The sequence below is a fragment of the Roseiconus lacunae genome (assembly GCF_008312935.1).
GTDB lineage: Bacteria > Planctomycetota > Planctomycetia > Pirellulales > Pirellulaceae > Stieleria > Stieleria lacunae.
In genome coordinates this window covers 64,050-89,444 of the sequence record NZ_VSZO01000012.1, presented here as the reverse complement: position 1 = coordinate 89,444, position 25,395 = coordinate 64,050, and the positions used below count along the sequence as shown (strand labels likewise).

Here is a 25,395-nt window from a genome sequence, read left to right as displayed (position 1 = left end):
TGCTGTTGCCCGAATTCCAATCCCGGCCAACGACCCTGCCGTTTCGCTTAGGTGGGTGCGGTTTCCCCACTCGCCAGAAGCATCCGTTTCGACCAAACTACGGTTTCTTCCCTTCCCCTATTATTGACCAGCTATTGTGACCGAGATCGTTTCGCTCGCCGATGCTACCGCAGCGACGATCCCCGCTGCGCTTCATGGTTGTGTGGCTTCGATCGGCAACTTTGACGGTGTTCACCTCGGGCACGCTGCCCTGCTCCGTCAGACACGGCAACTCGCCCGGCGATTGGACGCACCAACGGTGGCTTGCGTGTTCGATCCCCATCCAATCGCAATCCTGCGACCCGATGCGGCACCGCGTCGTCTGTCGACGATTTCCGAACGAGCCCGTCGGATGGAACGACTGGGGATCGACTATTTGGTGGTGATCGAAACCACCAAGGACCTGCTGGATCTGACGGCGGAAGCGTTCTTTGATGCGTTAATGATCAATAACCTGCGTGCCGCAGGGATGGTCGAAGGTGCCAACTTTTGTTTCGGTAAGGGGCGGCAAGGTAACGTCGACTTATTGACGCGACTTTGTCAGCAGCACGGTATCGAATTCGTCGCCGCCGAACTACGTAGCGAAGGCAGCGAAATCATCAGCAGTACGCGAATTCGGCAGTGTCTTGCCGACGGCGATGTCGCGGCGGCGCATGCGATGATGGATGTTCCACATCGGGTAATCGGCGAAGTGATTCGCGGCGATGGTCGAGGGCGAACGATTGGGTTTCCGACCGCCAACATCAAGGTCTCCGACGTCGTCATGCCTGCGACGGGTGTATATGCCGGAACTGCCTGGATCGATGATCGAGCGCACCCCGCGGCGATCCATCTCGGCGAAAGCCCGACGTTCGGTTCCGGCGTTCCCGAACAAGTCGAAGTCCATGTGATGGATTACAAGGCTGACCTTTACGGAAAGTCGATCGCTGTCGACTTTGTCGCCCGTGTTCGAGGCATCGAACGCTTTGAATCGGCGGATGCCCTGGTCGCCCAGTTGCAGCGGGACATTCGATCATGCCGCCAATGTTTGCAAACAGCCTCTCTCGCTAAAGAATCATCATGAGTGTTCATTGGAAACGTTTTGCCGACCAAATCAGTCATTACCAATCCTTCGTGTTAGTCAGTCATGTGCGGCCGGACTGCGACGCGATCGGCAGTGAACTAGGGATGGCGGGAATTCTGCGAAAGCTCGGCAAAGACGTACGAATCATCAATGCCCACCGCGTCCCGCCTTCACTGGAATTCCTCGACCCCGCGGGCACCATCGAAGTCCTCGGCGATCATGTCGAAGCCGACGAGATTTCGTGTGACTGCATCATGATTTTGGACACTAGCGCTTGGGGACAGCTTGGCGATATGGCCGACGTCGTTCGCAATGCGACCTGTGACAAAATGGTGCTCGACCACCACGTCGGCGAAGAAGACCTGGGGGCGACGATGTACAAGGACTACCAGGCAGAAGCAACGGGAACGTTGGTCGTCGCGGCGGCGGATGCCTTAGGCGTGTCGATCGATCGCAAGATGGCGACGGCTTTGTTTGGGGCAATCGCAACCGATACCGGATGGTTCCGGTTCAGCAGCGTTTCGTCGGATACCTATCGCGTGATCGCACGGTTGATCGATTGCGGGGTTGTCCCGGCGGAAATTTACGGAGACCTCTACGAGCGAGACACGCTGGAGCGGCTTAAACTTCGCGGTCTGATTCTTTCACGAACGTCAACCGAACTCGACGGCGCCTTGGTTCACACCTACGTTGAAAATCGAGACTTCGAAGCGGTCGGTGCCCTGCATAGTGACACCGAGGATTCGATTAACCTGACCCTGGCGGTTCGTAACACCAAGGCCGCGGTAATCTTTATCGAACAGCGACGTGGCGGGTTCAAAATTTCGTTTCGTAGCCGATGTGATCTCGACTGCAACGAAGTCGCATCACGGTTCGGCGGTGGCGGCCACAAAGCAGCCGCCGGCGCGTTCCAGCAAGGCAGTCTGGATGATGTCCGTTCGCGAGTCCTCGCGGCAATGCTAGAAGAACTCGAACGCGTGCTGTAGGAAACAACGTCGCGCCGGCTGCTACCGAGCCAAAGGCTAGGTAACCTCGAAAAGGGGTCAGGACTCAATAGCCGGAACGGCCCTACGGGTGCTTCACTATTGAGTCCTGACCCCTTTTCGATCGTAGGGCTTGAGAGGTCCGACTTCACACGTTCGGATCGTCAACGTTGGTGTGTCATTCCTTGAGCAGGAAACCGGTCATGTCCCAGCCGCTTTCCGAGCGATTCCAGAAGACGCCGCCGCCTTTGAGGTAGTCTTCGATTTGGGCGAACGGCGGCAGCAATGAAGCTTTCAAGGGATCGTTTTGATTGATCCGTTCTTCGTCCTCGGCAAACCGCCGGATCAGGTTGGCCAATACCGAATCGCTGTCCTTCAGTTTTCCCTGACGGAGCAACTCATACCGTGCCCGTAGTGAGACATGGGGCTGGTAGACACCGTCCAAGAAGACCTCTTTGGCGCCAAGGTCCTTGATCGCCTCAATGACCGTTTCGCAGGTCTTGGTTTCCGCGAGCCCATCGCCTGTCTCCGCACTGCGGAAACGTTTTCCCATTTTGACCAGTAGCTCTGCGTGGCTGGAAAACATCAGGTAGGCTTCTTCCTCGTGGCGGACGACCGCGATGGCCCAGTGATTTAGTAGTGGTTCGACGTCGTCTTCGATGTCGCCACCAAACCCAAGTTCGGCCAAGTCTGCGTCCAAGTCATCATCGCTGGTACCGCTCCCAGGTTTGACTTGCCAAACATCGAACTCTTCGACGTCTAGTTTCTCAGCGTCTGGTTCGACTTCCATCCACTTGCGGATCACTTCGGCGACAACATCGGCGTTGACGATTCGCACCGCGATTAACATCCGATCCGATTCCAAGCTGACGGGGGTCGTATTGTCGGTGATCAACAGGATTTGATCCGCCAGGTTCGGGATGAAGTCTTTGGCAAAGTCGATTTGCGGTCCGGCCGGATCGTCGCGGATGCCTTCGAGCATCGGACGAAATAGGTCATCACCGAATGCAGCATTGACCAACGACTCGGCGGACCAAAACGCAGTTTCCAAATCCCATTGGATGCGATAGAACGCGCCGCAGTCAGATGTTGGCCAAGCCGGCACCGGTTCCAGTGGCTGATTGATCGGTTGCAGCATCCGCGCGCCCTTGGTCAGTTTGCCAGATGTCAACACGACGCCTCGGTGCAGGATATCGAACCGGTCGCCGTTGACAGCGCCGACGCCGCCGAGTGCTTCGATCACGCCAAACCCTTGACCTTCGAGCAGGTTGATGATGTCTAGGTCGTCGTGGCGGTCGTATTCAAAGACTTCACGCAAGATGCGGCCCATCGAAAACGGCTCGGCGTACCACTCCCAGCACACCTTCGCGGCGTCGTCTTTGGACTGGGCGATCGCATCGCTCGATTGCTTCATCGCGTCGACGTATGTCTCGCGTTTGGAGAATGCTTTTCGAGCGTCTTCGTCGCGGACTGCCTCGAGCAAGTTTCTGATAACGATTTCGCGGTCGGCCGCGACGAATCGATCATCGTTCCATGACAAGGCGATCTCTTCGACTTTGAGCTGTCCCGGTTTTGGCTTGGTTCGATAAACGCGAATCGTCTCCTCGCCCACGGAGATGTCTTCCCGAGTCGCGCCGCCAGCCTTTAGGTCGGTGTCGATCTGTTTCGCCACCGCGTCGGCGTCCTTCCGCATGCCGCGGGTATCGGCGATCACGCAAAACGAAAAAGGACGTTTCTCATTGGGGAACGCCATCCAGGCGAATACGACTTCGCCGGAAGCGATCTCATAGAGGTCTTTGGCTTTGAGGCCGATTTTGCGATCGAGGGTGTCGAAGTAGCTCATCGCCCGCTCACGCTGCGCTTCGATGAATGGCTGCATTTCCTTCGAAGCAAACATCTGTCCCAGATTGGTTTGCTGCCAGGCGTTGCAGAAATCAGGAAGTCGGGGGATACGAACGACACCGGCGGTCGATTCTGGGAGCAAGTCGACTGCGTTGACGTAGGAATCGCCTGCATTCGCCAAGTCAGACTTTGTGGCTGGCTGGTTTTCTTGTGCTGCCACTCGTTTGGTCAGTGCGGGGGTCACTAACACGGCGAGGAGGCAAACCGACAGAAGATTTTGGCTGTATCGGAGAAAAGATTTCATATCGTTGTCTTTCGGCAGATTCCGCCTCGCGTGGTGGCTGGAACCTCTGGAAAAAGTTGTTTCTGCGGGAATTCTTCGCAAATGCAACCACGCTATCGTCATTCCCCGGCCCTTCGGCCACTCAGATCCCATTCTGTCCGGTGCGAATGGGGTGAATGACGAATTGCCAGTCTTGGGATCAACAGTATGTTATCGAACTCATTTTAGCGGCGAAACGCCGTATTTTCCGACACTTCGCAATTCTCCAAAATGACCCAGACTGCCTCGCTATCCGCCGACACCCCCTACCAGAACCCTCTGATCGAGCGATACGCCTCGCGCGAGATGGCCACCCTGTGGGGGCCTCAACGCCGTTTTCGCACCTGGCGGGACATGTGGATCGCCCTGGCTGAAAGCGAACAGGAGCTAGGAATCGACATCAGTGACGCCCAGTTGGACGAGCTACGCAAATTTCGCACCGAATTGAATCTCGATGTCGCGAAGGAATATGAGCGAATCCGCCGCCACGACGTCATGGCCCACGTGGAAGCGTACGGGGATCAGTGCCCGAACGCCAAAAAGATTATTCACCTCGGGGCAACCAGCTGTTTTATTACCGACAATGCTGATGTCATTTTGATCCGTGACGCGCTGCAATTGGTGGCGCGTCGCCTGGCGGCGACGATCGACGCAATGGCTCGTTTCGCGGTCGAGTATCGTGCCCTGCCCTGCCTCGGTTTCACTCACCTGCAACCGGCCCAGCCGACCACGATCGGCAAGCGATGCTGTCTATGGACCTATGATCTAATTTTGGATCTCCAAGAGGTCGAGCATCGCCTTCAAACGCTTTGCGCTCGCAGCGCCAAAGGTACCACGGGAACTCAGGCCAGCTTCTTGCAGCTCTTCGGCGGCGACCACGACAAGGTTCGAAGCTTGGAACGCAAGATCGCAGAAAAGATGGGTTTCGAGAAGGTTTACTCCGTCACCGGGCAGACCTACCCACGTAAAGTCGACGCGCAATTACTGGATGCCTTAAGCGGAGTCGCACAAAGTTTGCATAAGATCGCGACCGATGTGCGTTTGCTCGCCAACCGGAAGGAAGTCGAGGAGCCGATCGAGAAGAACCAAATCGGTTCATCGGCGATGCCGTATAAGCGAAATCCGATGCGGAGCGAACGAATTTGCGCGTTGACTCGCTACGTCATCAGCTTGCAGAGCAGCCCTGCGATGACCGCGGCGACTCAGTGGATGGAGCGAACGTTGGATGACAGTGCGAACCGCCGTTTGGTCATCCCGCAAGCGTTTTTGGCGATCGACGCCTCGTTGGTCTTGATGCAAAACATCGCCGGCGGCTTTGAGGTCTATCCCAAGACGGTCGCCCACAACTTGGCCAAAGAACTGCCGTACATGGAAACGGAAAACATCATGATGCGGGCGGTCGAAGCCGGCGGTGATCGGCAGGATTTGCACGAACGCATTCGGGTCCACAGCCGCGAAGTCGCCGAACGTGTCAATGCGCAGGGGTTGCCGAACGACATGATCGACCGACTAAAGAATGATCCCGCATTCTCGGCAGTAGAGTTTAGTACGGAGATTAACCCGTTGGACTTTGTCGGCCGTGCCCCCGAGCAGGTCGACGAGTTTATCGCCGAGCAGGTCGAACCGATCCGCAAGCGTTATGCCGAGGGCGAATCGTTAAGTGTCGAAGTGACGGTCTAGCCGAACAGCTTCATTCACCGGCTCGAATGGGCCGGAACGTGGATCGGCGACTCGCGTCCGCTTTTTGCCACTGGGCGACCACGTCTTCGTAAAGCACCCGCTGTGATCGCACGGCGGCGTGCTTGCCGGGCTTGGCTAGGCGGTATTCGCCATTCGATTTCATCTGCCACGCGTTGGTGTTGTCTTTGAAGTAAGTTGCCAACACGTCCTTCAGTCGGTCGCTGCACGCCGCGTCGCTGACCGGGATCAGCAGTTCGACACGTCGATCGAGGTTGCGCGGCATCCAGTCGGCACTACTGATGAACAGCTTTTCGTCGCCGCCTTGATAGAACTTCATGATCCGCGCGTGCTCAAGAAAACGGTCGACGATAGAGACCACTTTGATGGTCTCGCTAAGCCCCTTCACGCCAGGGCGTAGACAACATTGTCCACGCACGTTCAACCGGATTTCGACGCCCGCGCGGCTGGCTCGATAAAGGGCATCGATCACTTCGGTGTCCACCAGCGCGTTGACCTTTGCGGAGATTTTACCGCGGCCGCCTTGAAGACATCGTTGTGTTTCGCCTTCGATAAGATCAAGGATCTTTTTGCGAATCCCGATCGGGGCGGCGGCGATCTCTTCCATCGACCTCGGTTGACTGGCACCGGTGATCGCGTTGAAAAAATTGGTCGCGTCACGGCCAAGGACTTCGTCACTGGTTAGCAGTGAGATGTCGCCGTAGAGTTTGGCCGTCACCTCGTTGTAGTTCCCGGTGCCGAAGTGCATGTAGCGTACGACCCCGGTTTGTTCCCGACGGACGATGATGCAAATTTTGGCATGCGTTTTGAGGCCATGGATCCCGTAGATCACTTGAACGCCGGCGCGTTCCATTTCACGAGCCCATTCGATATTGCGGGCTTCGTCAAAGCGAGCCTTTAGTTCGACGATCGCGGTGACGTACTTGCCGTGCTCGGCCGCCCGTTCGAGCGCCGCCACCACGGGGCTGTTTTTACTTGTCCGGTACAGCACTTGTTTGATCGCCAAGACATCCGGATCGACCGCGGCTTCTTCGATCAAGCGAACGACGGAATCGAATCGTTCGTAAGGATGCACCATGAGCAAGTCGCCTTCGGCGATCGTCGAGAACATCTTTTCCTCGGGGTCGATCCGGTGATGTGGCTTGGCAGGCCACGGTTCGTCACGCAAGTGATCAAACCCTTCGACGCCGTGGAGTGCGAAAAGGAAACTCAAATCGACGGGGCCATCGATCGCGTACAAATCTTCCTGATGAAGCTGATGGGCGTGTCTTAAAAACTCGACCGCTTCTTCGCTTGCCGTGTCCCAGTATTCCAGCCGCACGGGCCGTGAGTAGCGGCGGCTTTCGAGGACTTCTTCCATGCCGCCAAGCAGATCGCTTGCCTCGTCTTCACGAAGTTCAATGTCGGCATTTCGAGTCAGGCGGAACGCGAAGCATTCTTCGACGTGACGACCGGGAAAGAAGTCGCTGACGAAATGGGCCACTAGCTTTTCGAGCAAGATATATCCGTGGCGGCTTTCTCCGCTAATCGACATCACCCGGGGCAATGCCTTGCCGATCGGGATCAATGCATATTCAAACGGCTCGCCCACTCCGTTTTCCGATTTTTGCGGTGTCGACCGAACATTCGCCGCACCCAATCGGGAGTCGGGGTTTTTGGTCAGTCGTACCAAGACATTCAGTCCCAAACCAGGGAGCAACGGGAACCGATCGAGCGTGACCGCTTGTGGGGAGAGGACCGGAAAAACGTCGTCTTGAAAACGCGTCAACGCCGCATGGAAAGCCGTCTCGCCTTCGCGATCTAAATCGACTTGGTGGATTCCCGCCGCCTCCATCTTGGGAAGCACTGAATCACGAAACAACGCGTACTGCCGGGTAACAATTTCTTGTCCTTTTTCTGCGACGGCTTGCAATTGTTCGACGGCAACCATCCCGGCGGGGTCACGATAACCTGGGTTGCGTTGGTGAAGGATTTTTAGCCCGCCGACACGCACCATCATGAACTCGTCCAGGTTCGAACTGGTGATCGCCAGGAACTTGGCTCGTTCGAGAATCGGTAGCGAATCGTCGGCGGCTTGTGCCAAGACACGTTCGTTGAACGCGAGCCAGCTTAATTCACGGTTGAGAAAACGATCTTTCGGCAGTGGCTGGTCGATCGCGTGATCACTTTTACTTCCGGAGGCTGCGGCTTTGCGGTTCGATTTCTTAGCCAATGATTTACTCTCGGGCTTACCGCTGGAATCTTCACTCTTTGGCACTCGTTCCCCTCCACCGACCGCGGGGCGATTGCACTGCCCTTGCGGTTGATCTCTCGCGATATGGTTGGACGCTGTTACGACTCGGTGCTATCGGCGTCATCGGCGGCAACGTCGTCGGCCTCGCCTTCGACGGGCAACTCCGCGGATGCGTCGGCAACTTCACCCTCGGTCCCGAACAAAATTCGGAAGGCTTTCGGATAGAAATCCGCACCGTAGCTCAATTCGCCGCCTTGGTGTCCGACCAGTCCGACGAGGAGTGCGAGCACGAGTAACCCACCTTTCCAAACCTTGCCGGAGGAATCTTGGTGGCGAATACTGCGCAGCGCGATCAGTGCAAACACGACCGATAGCACCGTCACGATAACGCCACTCCAGCGATGCCAGAAGACCTCGTTGTCAAAATCGACTTTGGTCCAGGATCCGTAACCTTCTTCGACCGCAAAGGACCAGCCCATTGCGGTCGAAGCGACAGCCGTGAGGGCGCCGATCAGCAAGCAAGCCAGCGGGATTTGCGTGCCAAGAGCCGGCCACTTCCAGCTTAAAACCACAAAGAATCCGCCCACCAGAAACAAGGCTACCGGAAAGTGCACCGTAGCCGGGTGCAAAAAACCTTGGAAGGACCACACTCGGTCAAACAGCGAACGGGGGCCGGCGTCAGCGGGGATCGATTCGGCGATCACTTCGGTATCGGAAGCCTCCGGCTGAAGCGACAGCGTGACCCCCTCCGGCCAGTCGGCTCCTTCGTTGATCCAAACACGTACCATTGCCAATTCGGCTGGCGTCAAAGGGCCGCCTTTCGACGGTGGCGGCATCATCATGTCCGGATCTTCGGAAAGCATGTAGTCGTAGAACATCGTGCTCGCCTCGGCGTCTTCCGGCTCGATGTACCCTAGCACCGTGTCGGGATCGTCAATCCGGAAATCCGCTTTGGCATCGTCTTCGTTATGACAGGCGTAGCACCTTGCCATAAAAATCGGGCGGATGTCGCGTTCAAAGTCGATCATCTTTCCGTCTTCATTCAGCGGGCTACGTTCTTGGCCCGTGACGAACGATGTGTTCAAAAGCAGTCCGACCAGAAGCAAGCCGAGACGAAATCCGCTTCGATCGGGGAAAGCAAATGGATTAGTTTTCACAAAAGTTCTCGCTGACATCGTTAGTCTCCGACATCGAAATCAAGGCGCAATCGGTTCTGTGTGATCTGGCGAGCGATCAAGCAGAAAATTAGGCGGCCTGGCTGCTTTCCAGGTCGACTCACGATTCCACGTTGACTCCGTCATTCTCATACAAGGAGGCGGGAGCAAAGTTGCCTTTGCCGTTTCAAAAGGTGGGAGCGATTCCGGATAAGGCGATCGGGGATTGCTGTAGAATGCTGGATCACAAGCCGTTATCGCAGACCGGCCTTCGCAAAAGCAGTCAGGGCAACGCCCGAGGCTAGCGCCTACCAACCACTCGTCGGCGCGCTTTGCCATTCCGTAATCGCTGTCCCATTATGACATAGATAGCGTTTGAAAAAACGCGATCGACGCAGGAAGTCGGTGAAGAAAACCGCCAAAGACGGCTTTCGTGTCGTTCATGATGACCGGAATCTGCCAATTTGGGTCGCAATCGATCGTGCCCCAACAATTACAGTTCACCCGTGGCCAGCGCTGTGTGGATAAATCTTGGACTCGGAACGCAAACTGACGTCCATCGATTTTCGATCGGTTCGGACGATCACGGTGTTCAAGCCGGCTCTTTGGCTTCGACATTCAGGCCATGAAATGCGCTGCCGATCCCTAGCTTGTTAATCTCGTTTTTGACGGAGACCTTGTCTGCCTTTTCAAGGGTCTCGACCACTTCGTCGGCCAGCAATTGTGCGAAGGCGGCTTTGGCTTCGTGTTTGAACTGTTGCACTTGGGGTCCTTCTGGACGTGTTCCCGTTCGTGCTTCGGCTTTGTCCGCCAGTTCGTCGAGAGTACTCTTGGGCTCGACTGTGCTCGTCCAAAGAATCGTGTAAAGCGGACGTGTGCGGTCTTGATGTTCCAAACGTTCTAGGGCTCGCCAAGCACGATCGAGTAAACAGTCGCGCCACAAGATCAGCCAACGTTTCGATTCCGGAATCAACTCGGCGCATCGTTGTTTGATCGCTTCTTCGTCAAGGCCACCCTGTTCGGCGAGTCGCGCCTTGGCGCACGACCGCACCGCTTTGGCCAAGTAGTCGCGGAGGTGACCCTTGCGGTGTTCGCCGAATCCCGCCGAGACTAGGTGCGTAAGGAGAATCTTGAGCGCGAGGTCGGCCTCCTGTTCCGATCCCAATTGCTTGATCAGCAATCGTCGCATGGGTGTAAGATACCGAAGCACAAAACCGGCGGCGCTTTCGGCTTCCGTCCAGCTATGGCTCGATCGAATCAGGTTGACGCTGCTACGCGCCGCTGGGAGAGAGGAGGTCTGGCTCGACATACCCCCAGTATAGCCAGCGTCGCGGGAAAACGTATAGCCTGTACGGGTAGGAAACGAAGCCTACGGTCAGATTTCGCCTGACCGATCGGGAGACTTCCGGTGTCCACTCCCCTGCCCTGCCGCCCTTTGGCGTATTGATGCGGTTTGACTCGAACACTGATGTGACCGGTATCGCTCTGGAAGGGACAATTGACCTCGGGGCAGATTGTCGGGATGCTGTTGGGGACCGATTCCTGTTTCCGTGCGCCCGTTCGCTTTGCCCCGATTGCTTTCGATCGGCCGCATGACGCTTGTCTTGGTTGTTCAGTCCATTACCGGGCCAATCGGGCGACTTTGGCGGAGGCTCCCGATTGTTCCTATTCCTTGACGTCCCGAAAAAGTGCCCGTGTCACGCACCCCAATTAATGAACTAAGCGACAGTGTGTCCGTCGATCAAACGTTTCGTTTGGCCGACAAGCAACTTCGCGTCAACCGCCAAGGCGGAAAGTATCTATTGTTGAAATTGGCCGATCGAACGGGAACCATCGTGGCGATGATGTGGAACGTCGAAGACGCCGACTACGAAGAGATCGAACGGGGCGGGTACATTCACGGTCGCGGTCGGACGCAGGTCCACCAAGGTGCGCTTCAAGTCATACTGACCGAGATCGAGGCGGTCGAAGAACACGACGTTGACCTTCAAGACTTTGAGCAGTTCGACGCCGCCGCCTCCGATCAAGCGCTTCAGGAACTGCGGGCAATGATTGACGGTTTGACCGATGTGTACCTAAGAGGCCTTGGGCAATCATGGTTGGCCGATGACAGCTTTGTAGCCCAACTGAAAACCGCGACCGCGGCGGTTTCCAACCACCACGCCTACCCTGGTGGGTTGTTGCGACATACCGTCGACTTGATGCAGTTGTGTCAGTTCGTCGGCCCGCGCTACGAACGTGTGAATACTGACTTGTTGACTTTCGGTGCGTTTTTGCATGACTTGGGGAAAATCGAAGAAATCTCGTCCAGTGGCGAACTGTCCTACACCGATCGCGGACAACTGGTCGGTCATATCGTCATTGGGGTCCAAATGCTCGGCGCCGCGATCGAACGGTTTGAAGATGAATCGGACGAAGAGTTTCCCGACGACTTAAAAGTCCAGCTCGAACACTTGATCGTTTCTCATCACGGACAGCTTGAATATGGCAGTCCGCGTCTGCCATCGACTCTGGAAGCGATCACGCTTCATCATCTCGACAATATGGATGCCAAGATCACATCGTTTACCAGCTTGATCGAAGCGGATCTAACCAATAACGAAAACTGGACCAACTATCACCCATCGATCGGCCGCAAACTTTGGAAGAAACAGTGAGCGGGAAAACAGTGAGTCGGAATACAGTGAGCGGCAAACGACCCGCGGTCGTCCTCTTATCCGGCGGACTTGATAGTGCGACCTGTCTAGCGATCGCGAACGACGAAGGCTACGCGGTTCATGCGATCAGCTTTCGTTATGGCCAGCGTCACGAGTATGAACTTGGACGTGCCCAGCGATTAGCGGAACACTTCGGTGTCGCGTCGCATCAAGTCGTCGATATCAATCTGTCACAATTTGGCGGTTCGGCACTGACGGATGAGTCCATCGGGGTCCCAAAATCGGACTCGGTCGAACAAATCGGTGATCAAATCCCCGTGACTTACGTCCCTGCACGTAACACCGTCTTTCTTTCGCTGGGACTGGCGATGGCGGAGACGATCGAAGCGATGGATGTGTTTATTGGTGTGAATGCTTTGGATTACAGCGGCTATCCCGATTGTCGACCAGAGTACATTCAGGCATTTGAAACGATGGCGAATCTGGCGACGAAGGCGGGTGTCGAAGGGCGGGCATTAAAAATTCACACCCCGCTGATCAATCTGACCAAGGCGGAAATCATTGCCAAGGGTATCGCATTGGGCGTCGACTATTCGATGACGTTGTCATGCTATGACCCCGGTGAAGGCGGAATTCCGTGTGGGCGCTGCGACGCCTGTTTATTGCGGCTGAAAGGCTTCCGAGAGAACGGGATGTCCGATCCGTCGCTCGCGGTTGAGTGATCGGCGTCCATCCCAATACGTTCGGTAACCATTCGTTATTCCGACGGCGACGGTTCTGGTTCGTCGTAGGACCGTGGTGTTTTGACATCGATCAGCTTCCACGATTGCGACGCATCCGAGGGCTGCGGACCAAGCCAAAGTTCCGTCACTTGCTCGATCGGTGTGGTGCAGCGACCAAATGAATCGTGGTCGCCCGTCAACGTGACGCCATCAAAACTGACATTTCGAAGCGAGAGTCGCGATTGGTCCCCGGTAACGATCACGGCATCAATCAATGATTCAAAGTCACGCTCGAACCGCGGCTTCGTAGCATCGGTGACTGGAGCGTCTAGCCGAATGATCTGGCCGATCGCGTCACGCGGAATGGTCCGCTGGATTTGACGGACTTCGATGGTCGCGGCCGCACGACCGAGTGATTCCAATCGCCCACGAAGGAGATCACCGTTGGGAGCGATCAACAAGTGTGTCGGAGGTGTCGACTTTTTCATCCGTGGTAAACTCAATGGATAACGTAGCGCCGCCGGATCTAGATCGGTGATCGACTGAAGTTCGATCGCGCGGATGGCGGATTCTTCGATCGAGCATGCGGCACAGTACTTTCCTTGAAACGCTACCGAACTCGCTTCGACGGCCACCGTTTCGCCTTGCATCCGATCACCGTCATGCAAACGTAAACTAGGTTGAAACGTGCCGGATGGATTTGTCATCGGAAATGCGATTCGTGTCAATGAATTTGCCGCGACACCCAGTGGTTCGGCCAGCATCGGACTTGACCAAGCGACGAACGCCGTGTCGCTACCGCTGCGGACGGGCGTTCCAAACAGTCGTTGGTCACGGTTGCGAAGCCGTGAGGCATTGCTTGAAGGTTGTGAAGTACCAAGCCCGATGACTTGTCGAACCGACTGGGGATCTACACGGTAGGTTTGACCCGTGGCAGAGCGTACTTGAATCGTTTTTTCGCCGTTATCGAAGTCTTGGTTGACGGTGACGATACCTCGCACGCGAGTCCGGTCATCAAGCGTGAACTCGCAACCCGGTGACGGCGAGAGTGGTGTTGCAAATCCGACGCTACGGACGCGTTCGAGATTAATTTCCCCGGCGGCGATCACGTGATCGATCGTGGTTCCGTCAGTGAGCGTCGTCGCGGCGGTCGCAATTTCGGCGGGCAGATCGGACTGACCATCCCACTGAAAGACTTCGAGACGCCTAAGTCGGATCGAATCACCACGATTGGTCAACGTGAGTTGCCGACGAATCGATGGCACCGAATCAGTGAGTTCGGCACGAGCGACTTCTTCACCTTTAACCAACGCAACGAGACGTCCGGCAGGTTGATCGATGCGAAGCTCAATCTTAAGCGTCCGCGTGTCTTGCCAAGGAACTACCGCGACATCGGCGACGCTGGCATTGGCACGGACCAGTGACAAGCTGTCGCCATACCACTCGACATCAGTGACGAGTTGCTCTTCGGGCGAACGAGACACCGATCCACCACGACGAACGCGACTCCCCTGCCCTACCCCGGCTTCGGCGCGATCGCCCAGCGTGATCTGAACATTGGAATTCCCATCGCATTGGATTTCGACCAGCAGACGGAACCGATCGGGTAGGTCCAATCGTCCGACCATTGCTCCCGGTTGGTCGGCGATCACTTCGCCGTTGTCACTGCGCCAAGTACGGGGGCGTTGAAATCGATGCGGTAGCGAAACCAATGAAGCGACACGTGCTGGTACATCATCGATCCTGCGCAAGCTGAACAGTTGGTCGGTGGCGATCGAAACGGTCCCCAAAGTCGGGCTGGCGATTTGAATACGGTCCCCTTCCCAACTGACCACGTCGCCAACGATTTGACTATCATCGATTAAACGAGCGGCAAATTGCTCGTCGGTGAATCGTTCGCTGGTATCGGGGCGTCGATTTTCTTCGCTGACGTCACTCGCTTCACTCAGCGTCGTCGCTTCAAGTAAATGCCGCAGCGGAATCTCACCCGCATCTGTGAATAAGTCGCTCTTGATCGCGATCGATTGCTCTGAATTTGCGGCAGACAGGTGGCCCCGTAGTTCGCTCCCATCGGCGAATCGAAAAGTGAGTGGTGAAGCATCCTGGCAAGATGCCGTCGGTAGATGGATCAACACCGGTATCAAAACCAAGATCAAGCAACACCAAGCTTGGTGAAGTGACGGGTAGAAAACACTGATTGTCCGTTTGCCGATCGCTTTCATCATCGTTCGTAAATCGGCAAAAATCTAAAGTTGACGCCCAACGCCAATAAGGTCATCGAAGTGCTGTTGGTCACACCCAATTCACCGTCGAAACTACCGTCTGTTTTTTGTTGGCTTTTCAATTTGCGGATTAAATCTTCGTTCCATCGGTTCCAAACGTCGAGGTCCCATTGGAAGAGCGCTTGAGCTTGATAGTACCGTGCGTACTCGGGCCAGCCCGGATCGTCGCCTTCGTGTTCGACCAAGTACTGCGCGGTTTGTTGGTAGGCCGGCAGGTCTTTGCGACGTGCGATGGCCATGACTAAGTTGACAATGCCACTTCTTGCGACAGATTCTAGTCCGCCTTGGCTGGCCGTAGTGTATCCGACCGTTCCGTCGTTGGCTGTCATCGCGGCGAAGTAGTCGATCGCGGCATTGATCGCCTCGTCAGGCACTTCGATACCGGCGTTTCGAGCCGCAAGCAGTCCCATCAGCACCGCTCCGGAAACCGACGTGTCGGCATCACTGGCACCGGGTGAATAACGCCACGCACGTTGTTGATTTCGCTTTTGTGACGTCAGTGCCGCTCGTACAGCGAGTTCGACTGCTTGTCCCAGCGATCGCGACTGGGACGTACCAGGTGTAAACAAATCGCTGTCGTCCACCATTCCGTACGCTTCGCTTAGTGCCAACAACGCAAATCCATGATGGTACATACTGGGACCCATGTACCCTGTCTTCTCGTTTTGGCTGGCGATGATATGACGCAAGGCTTGGCGAATGGTGTCGCGATAAGGACCCAGGTTTGGGTCTTCGCCCGAGGCCAAGAATGCGAGAAGGGCCAGCGATGTCGTGCCCGGCCCCGCCGCTTCGCCGGCGGGCCAAGTTCCCCGATCGTCCTGAGTACGTTTTAAAAACGCTAATCCATTATGATAGATCTCGTGCACTTCTCGAGGGACTTCTTGACCGATCGCGGCTTGTCCCGGCAAGTTCGTTTGCGCGATGACCAGTTGCGGTTGATTCGCCATCGATAGGAAGGCAATCAGGACTATGGTGTTGAATTTCATTTCGCAGTCCCTCGCAGTCGCTGCTCCAAGCGGAAGAAGTATCGATCCAGGTCAGCACGCATCCGTTCGGGAACTTCGAAGGATGCGGCGCCGGTCGAGGTGCGAACTTCCCCGCTGCGAATCTCGGCCAACTCATTGAGCGCGTCACCGACCAGCTTCAAGGCAGCTTGATCGGTATCACCGCCGGCAGAGGACGCGGAATTTGAGCCACCGCCGGTGCTCGGATCAACCTTTCGACTTCGCAGCAATAGTTCGATCGCCTCGGTTTGGGCCGCGATGACTGCCGGTCCGGTATCGGGCTGAACCAACGTTTCTGCGGCGTCGACCATCGCCGCCCTCGCGGAACTCAAGACTTCGGCCTCGGCGGCGAATTGGATCGCAGAATCCCGGTCGGTCTGAAGTCGATCGATCACCTGATCAAGACGGTCTCGGATGCCATCTTGTGATTCACTCAACTGGATTGCTTCGCTGGCATAGTCGTCGGGCTTCATCGCCTTGCGACCTTGTTCGGCTTGGCGGGTCAGTTCACGTAAGTCGACTTCTGATTTCAGGATCCGGAGGACTTCCAAGACCACCTCGGGGTCCAGTGATTTCTTAGGCTTTCCGTTGTCGGGTTCTTGTTCGTCGTCGTTTGTCGGCGGTTCGATCAAATCGTCTGCCAATCGATCAAAGTTATCCGACCAGAATTCTGCCGCCGCGATCGAAGCCCCCGGTGATGATGGCAGATTACGTTTGAGCAAACGGAGTTGATCGAGAACACCGTCATTTCGCATTTCTTCAAAGACGACTTTAAAGGACCGTATTTCGCGGCGTTTGAGAAAGGCTTGTAGGTCATCCATCACGCGCTGAAGCCGTGAGATGGTTTCTTCGGTGTCGTCAATGCTCGCTTGAAAGTCTGTCGGTTGTGCCGGTTGTGAACGACCGAAACGATCGCCAATCGTCTTTGCCAATCGCCCCGCCACCCGGTCTTGGATGCGGCTGATTGCTTTCATGCGTTTGACAAGAGTGCTGCCGTCCATCTGTCCGAGCAATTCCTTCAATTGGTCGGCGATGGCGTCGAACTTCGCGACCAACTCGGCTTGGTCTTCGACCGCTTCGGCCAGCTTCTTTTTGTTTGAACCTGGACTTTTCTCTTCGTCATCGGTTTTTCGACCTGATGTTGAAGTGTCGATCACCGTTGTGTCGGCAAGTCCAAGTCGCTCGGGGCTAGCCGGCGTCTCGCCGTCGGGATCCTGGTCGGAGCTGGTTTGTTCTTGATCGGGAAGTTCACCTTGTGTGGTTTCCAGGTTCGCCATCGCTCCGAACTTGGATTCTTCTTGTGCGGCGTCGTTCAACAGCTTGGCAACTCGCGGCATCCGACCCTCGGCCAAGTCCGTCAGTGCGCCGATAGATTGAGCAAGGCCTTCGAGTTGGCCCGACGGAATTTGATCATTGGCTGCTGCTTGAGAAAGGATCGCCTTGCCATCCTCGACGATGCGTTTCAGTCGCCGCGAATTTTCTGCTTCGGCGGCGGCTTGTGTTGCCAATCGGCGTCGCCACTCGACGTCACGATCAGACTCCGGGACGGTCATCAGTTCTTGATTGATTGACAATAACTGCAGTTCACGATCGCGAACTTCGATCGCGGTTTGGCGCCACCGTGCAAGGCTGTCACCGATCCAGACGGCATGATCCTCAGCCGAAAGCACCGTTAGTGCGTAAGCATCGGTGTAGATACGCGGGCGTTCTGGTAAATCATCTTCGACCCAAAATCGAATCAGTACGTCGCCTTCTTCGACGCCGTACGCCGTGGGGTTAAAGAACGCCGTGGTGTTCTTGCCGTCGGGGCCCGGACCAACGATTCGCTCGCCCGTTTCGTCTTCGCGACTCCACTGAATGCCGACACGCCGCACTGCGTAGTCATCTTCGGCGGTCAACCGGAAACGTAGTTGTTGTTGATTGAGAACCCGGGCGGGGATATTGGTTTCGTCGACGATGAGTGTGGGGGGCTGATCGACGGTGCGTTCGATTTCAATCGTAATCGGTCGGTCAGCGGTCAAACCATCTTGGTCTTGCCAATCGAGCGTTACCGAAGTGGCGTCGCCACCGAGTGAAACAGTAAAGCTGGTGCCCGCCGCATTGATCTGCCGGCCGTCGACGGTCGCGTCAAACAGGTCAGTTGAAGTGTTGACTTGGAGTGTTAACGCGGCACCTTCGAGAGCTTCGATCACATTGCCGGAAGGCTCGGTCGCGAGCTTCGGTTGGCTGACTTGTAGATACGAGGGCAACTCGATCGTCGCGTTGATCGAGTTAACTTGGGGACGCTCCTTGGGAATTAGATGGAGCGTTGCGGTGGCATCGCCGATTCGCAGTGTCGCGTCGATCGGGGCATTTAACGGAGGAAATTCAAATGAGTAACCGTCGGCGGATCGATCTGAGTTGATCGTGCCTAGGCTACCGAGACGTAGACTGGCCGAATCAGGCTGCCAGCGACTTTCGGGGGCTGATGTGGCAACCCATCGAATCGCTTCGCCACGAGGGACGACAATGTTTGGATCAAGGTGTGAAAGTTGAACTAGCGTTTGACGCTTGATTGCTGCGAACGGAGCGATCACACGGTGCATCGAGTTCGTGACAACGTGAGGGAAGAACAGCGTGAAGACAATCAGCACCGCGGCCGATGCGAACAACAGTCGTCGACTGATCGAAAGAGATTGACGAGGCAGCAATCGGGTAAGGTCTCGTTTGGCTGCTTCGTCTGCGACCTGTTGTAGTGCCGCCGAACACAGTCGCATTGACCGCCGTTGTTCGCTCGCACTGTCCGCCAATTCGATCGCCCCTTGAAGGTGGTCGCCAAATAAGGTGTCACGCTGGCTAATCGATCGAGCAATGTGGATCGGTGATCGAAGTCGCATCACCGCGCGTATCAGTCTGACAGTCCCCAGAACCAGCGTGACGGCACAGGTCACCCAGAAGATTCCACGGAGGAGCGGCGGCAACGCGACGACACGATCCATGGCAACCAAAACCAACATTGACACCGAAATCGACGCGAGCGAATGGAACCATGATCGGCGTAGCGATTGACGCAACGTTTGATTGCGATAGCGACGCAACTTGTCGGTCAAGACGGCAGGCAGTTCTAAATGCATCAGAGAGCCCCCGCCCATTTTCGTAAGACCCAAAATAGACTCAATCCGGCGACCATCCCTAGCAAGATCAACGGATGTTGCCAAAGCCGGATCGTTTGCGTTTGTTGATTCTGATTGAGTTGCGAATTCAGAAGTTCTACCAGCGAGTCTACTTGGTTTGGCTGAAACGCTTGCCCATGACCGAGTCTTGCCAAGTCATTCATCACATCGATCCGGGCCGGCCGACCGATCGCCTCCACTGCCCTGCCCTGCACTAGGATTTGGGTCTTCAGGGTTTCGTTTTCGATCGGGTGTTGCAAGGTCACTCCATGGAGCCCAGTTTGTGAAAACGAAGTCTCGCCGACAAACGTGCCCCAGTCGCCGGGGCTAGAAGTCAGTCGAATGATCTGACGTGACTGATCGGGGGCTTCGATGGTCAATTCAACACTTTCTTCGCTGGACGGTTCACCCGAAGATGTCATCACACTTGCCCGTAACGACAAACTGCTGGCGACCGTCGGTGTTTCCGGTTGATAAATCAATCGCATCGATTCGCCGATCGCCATGTTGCGTCCGTATGCCATCCAGCGAATGACTTGCCCCCAGAAGCGATAGTGGTATTTGTCTTCGACACCCATTCGCCAACGCCACGCCGAATCGGTAGCCATCCACAACACTTTACCCGCACCATAACGTCGCGTAACCAGTAGTGGCAAACGTCCAAACTGGTTGGCCGCGTCGGCATGAACGGCCAAAACCTCGCTGCCTGTTTTTCCTCGCGTGGCCGAGGCAAACCACTGGAAGCCGGGAAGCGATTGCCAGAGTTTCCAATTGTCAGCTGGCTGGTCAGAAAGCTGGGTCAATAAACTCGAACGCCCCGATTCAGTCAACGCAAACTTACCGGTGCTTTCCGCCAATGATGCGGCACCCGCCGATGAACGGCTCGAATCGTCAAACACAACCGGCGTCAATGATTCGATCTTCGTCGCCGATAATTCTGATTGCCGACCATCGGGGCCTGGCATCAGAACAATTCCGGTGGCTTGTTCGGCGACCGTTCCTGCCAGCAATTGACAATGGGCCTCGCTCAATCCGTGTTCGCCGGTTCCGACGTCGCCGAGAAAGATAACGTCGTACTCGGCCAGTTCGGCAACACTGTTCGGGAACGATTCTAAATAATCGCTTCCGCCGCCCCCAACGGTTTCCAGTGTCGGATGGAATAGCAGTGTCGAGACCTCGATTCCTGGATCGCGAATCAAGGCATTACGAAGATAGCGGAACTCCCAACGCGGTTTAGATTCAACAATCAAAACACGTAGGCTTTCCGGACGGACGTCGACTTGATGGGCGGATTGATTGTTGGTGGCGTCGCTTTCACCCTCGGCGACGACTACCGAAATCTCGATTGAATGTTGGCCTTCGCCCGTGGCCGTCCACTGCATTGATCCATCAAATCGCTTTCCCGATGCGATGGTGACTTGTTGTTCTTGTTCGACCGCACCATCGACCCGCATCTGTACCATCGCCGTTCGGCTTTCGGGGAACCAATTGGCAACTGTGAAAGGCAATCGCAATGGTTTGTCTTCGACCGCGATCGTCGGACAGGACACACCGTAGAGTTCCAGGTCCGGCAGACGCGTCGGACGACCGATGGCGACTGACTGAAGCGAAAAACGTCGGCCTTCTTGAATCGCCAGATCTTGAACCACCCCCAAAGGCGACGCGCCGGAATTCCAGTCTCCGTCGGACAGTAAAACACACGCTGTCACGTCTTCGTTGGAGATCACTCGGTCGATCGCACCGCCCAAGTCGCTTTCGCTGGGATGTTTTTCGAACAATTTTTTTATCGTCAGTTCCCATCGGCGATCGAGCTGTTTCCAGCGAGGGTCTTCCGTGATTCTTTGAGCGGTTTCTAAACGACTGATTCGTTCGGGGGGTTGGTGACCGGTATTCGAATCGCTGTCAACGGTTGACATGCTTTGTGAGTGATCGACCATGACCACAAGCCGTCGCGGCCGACGATCGTCCCTGTTCAGGGTCGATTCGGGACGCCAAAACAAAATGATCGCGGCGAAGATCAACAGGCATCGGACAATTTCGCAGACCAAGGTTTTACCGCGTCGGTGGCTGCGGCGAACGTTCAAGGTCGCAATCGTCAGGGCGCCGATTCCGGCGAGTATCGAAGTCAACCAAATCATGTCCGATCGTCCCCACTTGTTCGGGCGGTCGGACGAGAACTAAGCGAGAGCCAGCCTTCGGCCAGCAGGCCAACGATTAACGCGAACCAAAGGCCCCCCCACAGCTCGCGGGCGGCTCCCGACGTCGGTCGCGTCGTTGAGGCACCGATCGAAACAACGTTGACGTAATCACCGGGGAGGACGGCCTCGATCTGTTCGTCACTGAGCCTTGTCGTGGTGACGTCTGAGCGGTTGATCGCGATGTAGTGGCGTTTGCCTTCGTGTTCACCCACCACATACACGCCACGGTGATAACCCCGGCGGGATGCGGTTTCTTCATCGGATGACATCACCGCCTTGATCGAAGCATTCAGGTCCCGGAGTTGTTTGGCGGTCTCATGACCGGCCTGATAATCATGGAGGCGGATCGAAGCGGCGTCGGATTGCTCGACGGTCGCGGCAAGCACCGAAAACAATCCCAAACCTTGGCGAACGAACAGGCTTTGATGATCGGCGACGTTTGCACCACAGAACCACGTGGTCCCGCGATCGGATTGACGTTGGGCCAGCCAGTTTGTCCCATCAGCAGTCGAGCATTCGGTGATCGCCTGACCGGCGACCGAACAAACCGATTCGATGATGAACTTGATGCCAAGGTAACTCGTTTCTTCGGGATCCAGCGTGACCCACTCGTTCCAACGAGTCCCCTGGAACTGCAGTTTGGGATCTGGCTGCATTGGGGGAAAGAACACAATGTTCCCGCCGGAGCTAGAAAACGACTCCAGTTGTTCGGCGGCGTTTCCCGTAGGAAGCGGACCCTGCCACCACAGGCAATCGATCCCGTCGAGTGGTAGGTCGCCCCGCTCTGTTGATCCGTCTTGCGTTTTTAGTGTGCCCTGCCCTGCCCCGCCGGCCTGATCAAAGGCGACCCGTCCCAGCACCTCGCCCATGGCAATCAAGGCGTCACAAGGTTGAGTGCTGATGATTCCGATCGAGGGTTGCAGTGGTGGCGAAAGCGTAAAGTACCACTGGTCATCGGCCGGGTTACTATCCGTCGGGATTGAAACGGATCCATAAAGGTCGTCTTGACGGTTGACGTCAACTGGGACGTTATCCAGCGTTCCCACACCACCACGAAGTGTGACGTCAAATGTTCGTGTTGTGGTTCCCACGGTGATGTCGACCGGGATCGTACGCTTTTTCGATCCAGTAGCCGAAGCGGCGTTCAGATTCTGATCCTCCATCACAACGACTGAGAACAACAACGTCGCGCCGGTCTGGGGGCTCGTTTCGCGATTGAGATTTTCGGACGACCATCTCAGGTCCGCTAGACGTACCGATGCGTTGACTTGGTCCGATGATTGAGGAAAGGAGAAACGATGAATGCGCAAACCATCACCCAATGAATCGGCTTGTCGCGCGATCGATTCCCATCGCGACGATTGCAGGTTCCAAGACGACGACGCGTGATCGCTGACGATCCAAATGTCCGATAGCGTCGACTCATGTTCTTGCAAGTAGTCGAGAGCACTCGCGAGCATCGTTTCGATCGAAGCGGGCGCGTCGGCTGACTTTAGCAGCGTACCGTCATTGAACGATTCCAAGCTCGCCAATTCGATCGGTTGTGCGTCGACGCTATCGATCACGACAGGCGTTTGTACCCCAAGTGTGCGCAGTGTTTCGGCAACCGTTTCGAGTCCTCGTTGTTGTCGTGAACGCCCAAAGGCATCACGACGTTGCATTCCGGTGGAGCGATCAATCAAGACGACCGTGGTCCCCGTGTCCGCGATGCGTCCGGCGGCCATCCCAAAGACACCTTGGGAAAGCGGACGAGCGAGTGCGAGCACAATCAGCGCGACACTGGCCACGCGAATCGCCAGCACGATCCAACGGCGCAGCTTTGCCGGACCACGCCGCATCTTGGTCGCCTGATAGAGAAACATCATCGCCGGCCACTGCATCGTCGGATGGCGGCGTCGATGAAGCCAATGAATGATCAACGGGACGACGATCAGCGGGATCGCCCACAGTGCTTCGATTCGCAGAAAGCTCATCGCGAGACGTCTCCCAGCCGTGCCGAAAGAAACCTCGAAAGCGTCTCCTCGACCGTGCCGTCGGTCAGCATGCGGTGGTAGTCGACGGCGGACCGATGCATCAACTGTTCGATTGACTCCAGGTACTCACGAACCGCATCCTCATAGCCGGCGCGGATTTCCTCGGGATCGACCAACATCGATTCGTCACCTTCCATGTCCAGCAAACGCGTGGGGCGATCCCAACCTGGATTCAGTTCTTGGGGGCTTAAGACATGAAAGGCAACAACGTCATGTTTGCGGAACGTGAGGTGGTCGATCGCGGTTCGAAGTTGGTCGAACTCGAAGAGAAAATCTGAAACCAAGACGACCATCGCACGTTCACGGGACGACTCGGCGAGCTGGCTGATCGCTTGGCACATCGAATTCGTACCGACCGGTGTCAAGTGTTCCAGACGTTTGAACAGCTGTTCGACCTGACCGGCGATTCGGCGCGGTGGCAAGTGCTCGTGGGATCCTGCCGACGCGGTGACCAAGCCGGCCGCGTCGCCTTGACCGATGGCAAGGTAGGCGAGCGTTGCGGCGAGCTGCCGAGCGACTTCGAGTTTCTGCTCGAACCCCATCGAGCCGCTTCCGTCGACCACCAGGACCAAACGTAGATTGGTGTCCGCTTCGAACTCTTTGACGTAGTATCGATCGCTGCGACCGTAGGCACGCCAATCGAGTCGCCGTAGATCGTCGCCGGCTTGGTAACGACGGTATTCGGCGAACTCGACACTGCTGCCGCGGTGTGGGCTTTGATGGCGTCCGGAAACGCTGCCCAGCATCGCCGACCGTGCGACCAGAGGTAACGCGGCGAGACGTTCAGCGATTCGTCCGTCGAAGAATGAAGGCATGGCAAGCGATCGCGGATAGCTAGTTCGATTCGACCAATCGCGTCACAATCTCGCGTGCCGATATGCGTTCGGCTTGGGCGGCAAAGGTCAGGACCAAGCGATGCGCGAGCACTGACGGGGCGACCGCGACGATGTCCTCACGTCGGACCATGTAACTGCCATACAAAGCGGCGCGGCTCTTCGCGCCTAGGATCAAACTTTGTACCGCTCGTGGTCCCGCGCCCCAGCCGACCAATGGGATCAACCAGTCCGGTGCGGTGCCGCCGGTCGGACGAGTTTGCCGGACCAGTTTGGCGGCGAATTCGTACAGGTGATCGGGTACCGGGACGCGGCGGACCAAGTCTTGGTGGTCGAGGATTTGTGAGATGTCTAACAACGATTGGAGGACCGGTTGGCTCGTACCGGTCGTCAATCGTGCGATCTCGATCTCTTCGGCTTCGCTGGGATAGCCGAGTTCGATGAGCGCCATGAAGCGATCGAGCTGCGCTTCCGGAAGCGGATACGTGCCTTCTTGTTCGACCGGGTTTTGCGTCGCCAATACCATGAAGGGTGACGGGAGTGCAAACTCTTTGCCCAACACCGTCACGTTGCTTTCTTGCATCGCTTCGAGTAGCGCCGCTTGTGTTTTCGGTGGGGCGCGGTTGATCTCATCGGCCAAAACAACGTTGGCGAAGACCGGACCCCGAACGAACTGAAATTCGCGGCGACCTTCCGAATTGTCTTGCAGGATGTCTGTCCCGGTGATGTCCATCGGCATCAAGTCCGGCGTAAACTGAATGCGGCTGAACGAGAGCGAAAGCGTTTCGGCAAACTTGCTGACCAAGAGCGTCTTGGCGAGTCCCGGGACGCCGACAAGCAACGCATGACGGCGGGCGAAAAAACAGATCGCCAGTTGTTCGATGGCATCGATTTGGCCGACGATGACGCGGCCAATTTCTGCTTTCAGTGTGCCATAGGCTGTACGGAGGGCATCGATCGCGGCAACATCGTCATCGCTTAAGGTTTCGCTGGGAACGTCTAGCTGGCGGGACATAAAGGCGGGGTCGGTGAGTCGAGCGATCTCGCTGGCGTGTGCGTTTTTAATTCCGCACCAATAGCGAACGTCGTTTCGGTCGTTGGGTGGGTTGCGGTCATCGTGAAGCACGGCAGGCGATTCGATTAAGCCTGTCAGACCGGCATGGATGTACCGAAACAGTTT

16 protein-coding genes are annotated in these 25,395 nt (G+C 56.3%); 5 read left to right on the top strand and 11 right to left on the bottom strand.

Features of this window, described 5'->3' with window-relative positions; genetic code table 11:
• Nucleotides 1-136 precede the first annotated feature (136 nt).
• Together FYC48_RS16640 and FYC48_RS16635 are read left to right on the top strand one after the other, a co-directional pair.
• Nucleotides 137-1,102, top strand: a complete 966-nt coding sequence (locus FYC48_RS16640; RefSeq protein WP_149497861.1) for a bifunctional riboflavin kinase/FAD synthetase — start codon at nt 137-139, stop codon at nt 1,100-1,102.
• Nucleotides 1,099-2,088, top strand: coding sequence for a DHH family phosphoesterase (locus FYC48_RS16635; RefSeq protein ID WP_149497860.1), 990 nt, complete (start codon nt 1,099-1,101; stop codon nt 2,086-2,088). The genes FYC48_RS16640 and FYC48_RS16635 overlap by 4 nt, the downstream gene beginning before the upstream one ends.
• Before the next feature lie 175 nt (nt 2,089-2,263).
• On the opposite strand, the gene FYC48_RS16630 is transcribed toward FYC48_RS16635, so the two are convergent.
• Nucleotides 2,264-4,231, bottom strand: coding sequence for a membrane or secreted protein (locus tag FYC48_RS16630; RefSeq protein WP_149497859.1), 1,968 nt, complete (start codon nt 4,229-4,231; stop codon nt 2,264-2,266).
• Between the two features lie 249 nt (nt 4,232-4,480).
• Between FYC48_RS16630 and purB the strand changes: the two genes are divergently transcribed.
• Nucleotides 4,481-5,929 (top strand): adenylosuccinate lyase, encoded by a 1,449-nt coding sequence (gene purB, locus FYC48_RS16625; protein ID WP_149497858.1) that lies wholly within the window; start codon nt 4,481-4,483, stop codon nt 5,927-5,929.
• A gap of 10 nt (nt 5,930-5,939) precedes the next feature.
• On the opposite strand, the gene ppk1 is transcribed toward purB, so the two are convergent.
• From ppk1 to FYC48_RS16610, 3 genes are all read right to left on the bottom strand, one after another.
• Nucleotides 5,940-8,204 (bottom strand): polyphosphate kinase 1, encoded by a 2,265-nt coding sequence (gene ppk1 / locus FYC48_RS16620; protein WP_315853780.1) that lies wholly within the window; start codon nt 8,202-8,204, stop codon nt 5,940-5,942.
• Nucleotides 8,205-8,278: 74 nt separating this feature from the next.
• A complete protein-coding gene (locus FYC48_RS16615; RefSeq protein WP_149497857.1) occupies nt 8,279-9,355 on the bottom strand; it encodes a c-type cytochrome domain-containing protein in 1,077 nt (358 codons plus the stop codon).
• A gap of 571 nt (nt 9,356-9,926) precedes the next feature.
• Nucleotides 9,927-10,523 (bottom strand): hypothetical protein, encoded by a 597-nt coding sequence (locus FYC48_RS16610; protein WP_149497856.1) that lies wholly within the window; start codon nt 10,521-10,523, stop codon nt 9,927-9,929.
• Between the two features lie 505 nt (nt 10,524-11,028).
• On the opposite strand from FYC48_RS16610, the gene FYC48_RS16605 reads away from it, so the two are divergent.
• On the top strand, nt 11,029-11,991 hold the full coding sequence (locus FYC48_RS16605) for a 3'-5' exoribonuclease YhaM family protein (protein WP_149497855.1): 963 nt from the start codon (nt 11,029-11,031) through the stop codon (nt 11,989-11,991).
• On the top strand, nt 11,976-12,713 hold the full coding sequence (queC, locus tag FYC48_RS16600; RefSeq protein WP_200836628.1) for a 7-cyano-7-deazaguanine synthase QueC: 738 nt from the start codon (nt 11,976-11,978) through the stop codon (nt 12,711-12,713). Before FYC48_RS16605 ends, queC begins: the two co-directional genes overlap by 16 nt.
• A 35-nt stretch (nt 12,714-12,748) precedes the next feature.
• Here queC and FYC48_RS16595 read toward each other — a convergent pair whose 3' ends face one another.
• From FYC48_RS16595 to FYC48_RS16565, 7 genes are read right to left on the bottom strand one after another with little or no spacing between them, the layout of a single operon-like run.
• Nucleotides 12,749-14,938 (bottom strand): hypothetical protein, encoded by a 2,190-nt coding sequence (locus FYC48_RS16595; RefSeq protein WP_149497853.1) that lies wholly within the window; start codon nt 14,936-14,938, stop codon nt 12,749-12,751.
• Entirely contained in the window at nt 14,935-15,981 is a 1,047-nt protein-coding gene (locus FYC48_RS16590) for a prenyltransferase/squalene oxidase repeat-containing protein (protein ID WP_235034292.1), read from the bottom strand. Before FYC48_RS16590 ends, FYC48_RS16595 begins: the two co-directional genes overlap by 4 nt.
• A complete protein-coding gene (locus FYC48_RS16585; RefSeq protein WP_149497852.1) occupies nt 15,978-19,112 on the bottom strand; it encodes a hypothetical protein in 3,135 nt (1,044 codons plus the stop codon). Before FYC48_RS16585 ends, FYC48_RS16590 begins: the two co-directional genes overlap by 4 nt.
• Nucleotides 19,112-21,289 (bottom strand): hypothetical protein, encoded by a 2,178-nt coding sequence (locus FYC48_RS16580; protein WP_149497851.1) that lies wholly within the window; start codon nt 21,287-21,289, stop codon nt 19,112-19,114. The genes FYC48_RS16585 and FYC48_RS16580 overlap by 1 nt, the downstream gene beginning before the upstream one ends.
• The gene (locus FYC48_RS16575) at nt 21,286-23,322 is read right to left on the bottom strand and encodes a BatA domain-containing protein (protein ID WP_149497850.1); all 2,037 of its coding nucleotides are present in this window, start codon (nt 23,320-23,322) and stop codon (nt 21,286-21,288) included. The genes FYC48_RS16580 and FYC48_RS16575 overlap by 4 nt, the downstream gene beginning before the upstream one ends.
• Nucleotides 23,319-24,197 carry a DUF58 domain-containing protein gene (locus tag FYC48_RS16570; protein WP_149497849.1) on the bottom strand — a complete coding sequence of 293 codons (879 nt, stop codon included), beginning with the start codon at nt 24,195-24,197 and terminating at the stop codon, nt 23,319-23,321. Before FYC48_RS16570 ends, FYC48_RS16575 begins: the two co-directional genes overlap by 4 nt.
• A gap of 19 nt (nt 24,198-24,216) precedes the next feature.
• Complete coding sequence (locus tag FYC48_RS16565) at nt 24,217-25,230, bottom strand: AAA family ATPase (RefSeq protein ID WP_149498190.1); 1,014 nt, start codon at nt 25,228-25,230, stop codon at nt 24,217-24,219.
• Nucleotides 25,231-25,395: the final 165 nt, after the last annotated feature.

What these genes read in the sequence shown, in the direction of transcription:
- FYC48_RS16570 (WP_149497849.1), bottom strand. Translation starts at nt 24,197, where the DNA reads ATGCCTTCATTCTTCGACGGACGAATCGCTGAACGTCTCGCCGCGTTA.
- purB (WP_149497858.1), top strand. Translation starts at nt 4,481, where the DNA reads ATGACCCAGACTGCCTCGCTATCCGCCGACACCCCCTACCAGAACCCT.
- FYC48_RS16585 (WP_149497852.1), bottom strand. Translation starts at nt 19,112, where the DNA reads ATGCATTTAGAACTGCCTGCCGTCTTGACCGACAAGTTGCGTCGCTAT.
- FYC48_RS16630 (WP_149497859.1), bottom strand. Translation starts at nt 4,231, where the DNA reads ATGAAATCTTTTCTCCGATACAGCCAAAATCTTCTGTCGGTTTGCCTC.
- FYC48_RS16615 (WP_149497857.1), bottom strand. Translation starts at nt 9,355, where the DNA reads ATGTCAGCGAGAACTTTTGTGAAAACTAATCCATTTGCTTTCCCCGAT.
- FYC48_RS16635 (WP_149497860.1), top strand. Translation starts at nt 1,099, where the DNA reads ATGAGTGTTCATTGGAAACGTTTTGCCGACCAAATCAGTCATTACCAA.
- FYC48_RS16580 (WP_149497851.1), bottom strand. Translation starts at nt 21,289, where the DNA reads ATGATTTGGTTGACTTCGATACTCGCCGGAATCGGCGCCCTGACGATT.
- FYC48_RS16565 (WP_149498190.1), bottom strand. Translation starts at nt 25,230, where the DNA reads ATGTCCCGCCAGCTAGACGTTCCCAGCGAAACCTTAAGCGATGACGAT.
- FYC48_RS16595 (WP_149497853.1), bottom strand. Translation starts at nt 14,938, where the DNA reads ATGATGAAAGCGATCGGCAAACGGACAATCAGTGTTTTCTACCCGTCA.
- FYC48_RS16610 (WP_149497856.1), bottom strand. Translation starts at nt 10,523, where the DNA reads ATGCGACGATTGCTGATCAAGCAATTGGGATCGGAACAGGAGGCCGAC.
- FYC48_RS16575 (WP_149497850.1), bottom strand. Translation starts at nt 23,322, where the DNA reads ATGAGCTTTCTGCGAATCGAAGCACTGTGGGCGATCCCGCTGATCGTC.
- FYC48_RS16590 (WP_235034292.1), bottom strand. Translation starts at nt 15,981, where the DNA reads ATGAAATTCAACACCATAGTCCTGATTGCCTTCCTATCGATGGCGAAT.